Consider the following 5,277-nt stretch of genomic DNA (forward strand, 5'->3'; position numbering starts at 1 on the left):
CGAGCGCGAGCGCGTCGTTGACGCCGTCGCCGACGACGGCGACGGCGTGGCCGCGCGCCCGCAGCCCGGCGACGAGCGCCGCCTTGTCCTCCGGGCCGATCCCGGCGTGGACGTCGGTGATGCCGAGACGCCCGGCGACGGCGCGGGCGGCCGCCGGGCGGTCCCCGGTGGCCATCACCGGGCGCAGCCCGCCGCGCCGCAGCCGCCCGACCGCCTCGGCCGCGTCGTCGTGGAGGGTGTCGCCGACCGTCAGCACGGCGACCGGGCGGCCGTCGACGCGCACGACGACGGCGGTGTGGCCCTGGTCGTCGGCGCGGGCGACGGCGGCGCGCAGCGGCGCGGGCAACGGCTCGGTGTCGTCGCAGCGGACGACCTCGACCTCGCGTCCCTCGACCCGTCCGCGCACGCCGTGCCCGGGGGTCGCCCGGAACCCGGTCGCCTCCGGCGGCGGCGCGGGGGCCGCGCGCACGACGGCGCGGCCGATGGGGTGCTCGGAGGCGCGCTCGACCGCCGCGGCCAGCCGCAGGACGTCGTCCGGGTCCTCGCCCGCGACGGCCGCGCGGTCCAGCAGCGTCATGCGGCCGCTGGTGAGCGTGCCGGTCTTGTCGAGCACGACGGTGTCGACGCGGCCGAGCCGTTCCAGCGCCCGGGGCCCGCCGATGACCACCCCGGCGCGCGCCCCGGCGCCGGTGGCGGCCAGGAACGCCAGCGGGACCGCCAGCCCGAGCGCGCACGGGCACGCCACGACCAGGACGGCGATGGCCGTGGTGACCGCCGCCGCGGGGGCGGCCCCGGCACCGAGCCAGAAGCCGAGGCAGACCACCGAGACCACCAGCACCGCCGGGACGAAGACCCCGGCGATCCGGTCGGCGCGGCGCTGCGCCCGCGCCTTGGCGAGCTGGGCCTCGTCCAGCAGCGCGCCGATCCTGGCAAGCCGGGTGTCGGCGCCGACCGCGGTGGCGCGGACGACCAGCACGCCGCCGACGTTGCCGGTCCCGGCGGTCACGCGGTCGCCCGGTCCGCACTCGGCCGGCACGGCCTCCCCGGTGACCAGCCGTCCGTCGATCGCCGAGGCGCCCTCGACCACGACGCCGTCGGCGGCGACGGTCTCGCCGGGGCGGACCACGAACCGCTGCCCGGGCGCGAGCCGCCGCGCCGGTATCCGCGTGCCGTCCTCCAGGGTGACCTCCTTGGCGGCCAGGTCGTCCAGGGAGGCCAGCGCCGACCCCGTGCGGCGGCGGGCGCGCGCCTCCAGGAAACGGCCGACCGACACGAACAGCGTCACCCCGGCGGCCGACTCCAGGTACAGGTGCGCGGTGGCCTCCTCCGGGGTGGCGGTCCAGGCGAACGGCATGCGCATCCCGGACTCACCCGCGCCGCCGAGGAACAGCGCGTACACCGACCACGCGAACGCGGTGAGCACGCCGAGGCTGACGAGGGTGTCCATGGTGGCGGTCCCGTGCCGCAGCCCGCGCGCCGCCCGCGTGTGGAACGGCCACGCCCCCCAGACCGCCACCGGGGCGGCCAGGGCGAAGCACAGCCACTGCCAGTTGCGGAACTGGAGGGCGGGCACCATCGACAGCACCAGGACGGGGGTGGCCAGCAGGGCCGTGACAGCCACGCGGTCGCGGTCGCCGCGCGCCGGGTCGTCCCGCCCGCCGGGCGGCTCGGGCTCGGGCGCGTCCGGCCGTCCCCGGTAGCCGGCCTTCCCGATCGCCGAGAGCAGGTCGTCGAGGGTGACCGAGGCGGGGTGGGCGATCCGGGCGCGGCCGGTGACGAGGTTCACCGTGGCGGTGACGCCCTGGAGGCGGCCGAGCCGCCGCTCCACCCGCGCCACGCACGCCGAGCAGGTCATTCCCTCGACGGTCAGGTGGGTCGTCCGGACGCTCATGGCCGTCCCCCGTCCATCGGCATGCCGCCCATGCCCGGCCGTCCGGTGGTTCCGGTGGCGGGCGGGGTGCCGGGCTCGGTGCGGTGCATGCCCGGGGAGACCGGTCCGGCGAGGCTTCCGGCGGCGAACGCGACGGTGAAGGACGCGGCGAGCAGCGCCGCGAACCCGGCGGCGGCCCTCATCGACCCTCCATGAGGTCCTGGCCCAGGTAGCGGCCGGGCCGGCAGCCGTGCGGGACGGCGAACAGCGCGCTGGACTCGTGCCGGACGAACCGGCTCAGGTCGTCGGCCCGGGCGAGCCGTTGCTGGACGCGCGTGAACCCGTCGCGGGGGTCGGCCTGGAACGCGATGAACAGCAGCCCCGCGTCGGGCGCGCCGTCGGGGCGGTACCCGTCGAAGTAGGACAGGCCCTTGCGCAGGAGGGTGGCGCCGGAGTTGGACAGCGGCGACGACTGGCGGACGTGCGCGCCGGCGGCGATGGCGAGGCTCCCGTCGGGGTTCTGTGCGCGCAGGTCGGGCGCCGTGGACTCGGTGCCTCCCGACAGCGGCGCGCCGGTGTCGGCGCGCCTGCCGATGATCTGCTCCCGCCGGTGCCGGGGCAGCCGCTCCCAGTCGTCCAGCAGCATGCGGATCCGCCGGAAGACCAGGTAGCTGCCGCCGCGCATCCACGCCGGACCGGCCGCGAAGACCTTCCGGTCGAACCCCGGGTCGTCCGGCCGGGGGTTGCCGCTGCCGTCCGGCCGGCCCATGAGGTTGCGCGGGGTGGCGCCGGTGCCGTCGGCGGTGCTGAAGCCGGTCATCTGCCAGCGCGGCCGCGCGGTCCCGCGACCGGCGGCGGCCAGGACGCGCAGCGCGTGCGCGACCACGAACGCGTCGTCGGCGGTGACCAGCACGCCGAGGTCACCGTCGCTGCGGCGCGGGTCGATCGCGTCGCGCGGGAACGCGGGCAGAGGCTCCAGCTCGGCGGGCACCGGCGCCCCGATCCGCCGCAGCAGCGAGGCCCCGAACCCCACGGTGACGGTCAGCGAGGCCGGGCCGTACCCGATGGGGGCGTCGCCCGGCACCGGGGCACCGGCCGTCAGCCGCCGCGCCGCGTCCGTCCACGCCTTCAGCAGCGCGGTCACCTCGGCCCGGCCCGCCTTCGGCTCCAGGTCGAACGCGGTGAACCGGCCGTGCGCCGCGGGCGGGGCGAGGATGCCCGCCTGGTGCTCGCCGTCGAAGGGGATGCTCCGGCCGGTCCGCCGCCCGGGCTCCGCACGGGTGGCCCCGACCGCCTGCGCCCCGGCGGCCCCGGCCACCAGGCCGCCGCCGACCAGGGAGGCGGCGCCGAGCAGGCGGCGCCGCCCCAGCCCTCCGGTACCGCCGGTCACGACGCGCCTCCCGGCCGGCCGTCCCGCTCCAGCAGCCCGGGCAGGTCGGCCGCCAGGTCCCGCGCCGACACCCCGGACGGGTAGATCACGCGGGCCCGGCGGTCGGTGCCGAACACCACGAGCTGCCCGCCGTGGGTGACCTCGTAGCCGCCCTCGCGCACCTGCGGGCGTTCCAGCCCGATGCCGAGCGTGCGGGCCGCGGCCCGGGTCCTGTCGAAGTCGCCGGTCATCCCGATGAAGGACCGGTCGAACGAGGCGAGCCAGCTCCTCAGCGCCTTGGGCGTGTCGCGCCACGGGTCGCTGGAGACGAAGACCACGGCGACGCGGGCCCGCTGGTCGGGGGTCAGCCGCCGCAGCGCGGCGGCGACGTCGGCCATCGTGGTCGGGCACACGTCCGGGCAGTTGGTGTAGCCGAAGAAGACCAGGGCCAGCCTGCCCCTGGTGGCCTCGGCGAGGTTGACGGGGCGTCCGGAGACGCCGGTCAGCGTCAGGTCCGGCTGGGGAAGCGGGCGGGGCAGCTCGATGCGGCGGACGCCGTCCGGCGCGGGGGCGGTCGTTCCGGCCGACGCCGGCGGCTCGGCGCCGTTCCCGCAGCCCGCCAGCAGGGCGGGCAGGAACAGGCTCAACGCCAGGGCCCGGCGCAGGCTCCGCCCGGGGGCGGGCGCGGCGGCGCCGTGGCGGATGGGGGCATGCCGAAGGGACATGGTGCTCCTCGGTGGATCGGAAGGTCGGTGTCCTGCGACGACCACGACCCCGCGCCCGGCCCGCCGAACGGCGGATCACCGGTCGGCGGCGCAGGCGGAGCGGGCGGCGCGGCGCTGGAAGGCGCGGGCCGCCGTACACGGGCCGTGATCAGATGAGGGCGTCTACCGCGACGCCGACCGGCCGAGGAGGACCGCGTCGTACGAGGGTGTGGCACAGCACGGCCACGTTCGGCGGACGCTCGTCCTCACCCCGCCCGCCCCCGATGCGAGGGGCCCTCGCCTCACCGGGGAGACCGCCGCCGAACAGGACGGCGAACGTCCACAGCACGGGCCGCAGCAGGAACCCGGCGACGGCGTCCAGCGTCCGCCACAGGGCGCGCTCCCCCGCGTACAACCAGAGCGCGACCAGCGCGCCCGCCAACGCGTGCGCGCCGAGCATCCCCGGTGACGCGCCGCCGTGGTCCATCGGCACGGGCGTTCCCGCGCCGCCGTGATGGGCGGCGCCGGGCACCGCGGTGACCGGGTGGCCGAGATGGGCGGACCAGGTGAACCACAGGTGCAGGAACCCCTGCACCATCTCGACGGCGAGCAGCAGCCACCAGGCCGGACGCCGCCGGTCGGCCAGGCAGTGGCCGACCGCGGTCAGCCCGGCCAGCGCCGTCCACCCGGCCCAGGCGGGCGCGGGATGCGGGGTCATCAGGTCGTGCCCCGCCAGCGACAGCACGACGCACACCGAGGCGAACAGCCCCGAGCGCATCAGGCGGAACCAACCAGGGGGACGCATGACCTCACCATGAACTACGACCTGTAGTAGAAGAACGCTACACCGGCCCGCCGCGCGGCCGCGCAGAGGGAGGCGCGCGTCGGCCGGGGCGCCGTGCGCGAAATCGCAGCGTGCGGGCCGGGATGTGACACAGTGCACATTCGTGGGCGGAAACAGTGGGTTCGGTTCCCATAGCGGGCCGTGACGGCCGAGTTTCTAATAGGGAGCCACCTCGGTCCCACCCCTGATTTTCCGTCGGTCCGACCGAGCCGTATGAGCCGTTCTCCTCATGCGAGTGCCGACGGGTAGGAGGATTCGATGCCGCTCCCCACCCCCGCCGAAGCGGCACGGCCGTCCGGAAGGACCAGGCGCGGCCGCGGGCTCCTGGCCGCCGTCCTGTCGGCCGGAGCGGCGGCGCTGGCCGCCGCCGCGATGGTCACCGCCCCGTCCGCCCCAACGGCCGCCGCGCCCGTCCACGACCCGGTCATCATGATCCCGGGGATGACGGGCACCACCTCGTCGATGGAGACGATGAAGAGCAATCTCCAGA

The 5,277-nt window shown here is 77.1% G+C and carries 6 protein-coding genes; 1 reads left to right on the plus strand and 5 read right to left on the minus strand.

The genetic code is table 11. From position 1 onward, the window contains the following. The 5 genes from AKI01S_RS48035 to AKI01S_RS48055 all read right to left on the minus strand — a co-directional run. Positions 1 to 1,891, minus strand: a 1,891-nt coding sequence (locus AKI01S_RS48035; protein WP_067833687.1) for a heavy metal translocating P-type ATPase, incomplete at its 3' end; no start/stop codon positions are given. Continuing rightward, complete coding sequence (locus AKI01S_RS48040) at positions 1,888 to 2,073, minus strand: hypothetical protein (RefSeq protein ID WP_067833691.1); 186 nt, start codon at positions 2,071 to 2,073, stop codon at positions 1,888 to 1,890. The genes AKI01S_RS48035 and AKI01S_RS48040, both read right to left, overlap by 4 nt. Continuing rightward, positions 2,070 to 3,260: a Dyp-type peroxidase gene (locus AKI01S_RS48045; protein ID WP_174567488.1), complete on the minus strand. Its 1,191-nt coding sequence runs from the start codon at positions 3,258 to 3,260 to the stop codon at positions 2,070 to 2,072. The genes AKI01S_RS48040 and AKI01S_RS48045 overlap by 4 nt, the downstream gene beginning before the upstream one ends. Beyond that, positions 3,257 to 3,964 (minus strand): SCO family protein, encoded by a 708-nt coding sequence (locus AKI01S_RS48050; RefSeq protein ID WP_084000972.1) that lies wholly within the window; start codon positions 3,962 to 3,964, stop codon positions 3,257 to 3,259. Before AKI01S_RS48050 ends, AKI01S_RS48045 begins: the two co-directional genes overlap by 4 nt. A 148-nt stretch (positions 3,965 to 4,112) precedes the next feature. Further along, the gene (locus AKI01S_RS48055) at positions 4,113 to 4,748 is read right to left on the minus strand and encodes a hypothetical protein (RefSeq protein ID WP_157420731.1); all 636 of its coding nucleotides are present in this window, start codon (positions 4,746 to 4,748) and stop codon (positions 4,113 to 4,115) included. 297 nt (positions 4,749 to 5,045) lie between these two features. Between AKI01S_RS48055 and AKI01S_RS51490 the strand changes: the two genes are divergently transcribed. Further along, positions 5,046 to 5,277: hypothetical protein (locus AKI01S_RS51490; protein ID WP_218010100.1), on the plus strand; the 232-nt coding region annotated here is incomplete at its 3' end.

The organism is Actinomadura kijaniata NBRC 14229 (assembly GCF_001552175.1).
Taxonomy (GTDB): Bacteria; Actinomycetota; Actinomycetes; order Streptosporangiales; family Streptosporangiaceae; genus Spirillospora; species Spirillospora kijaniata.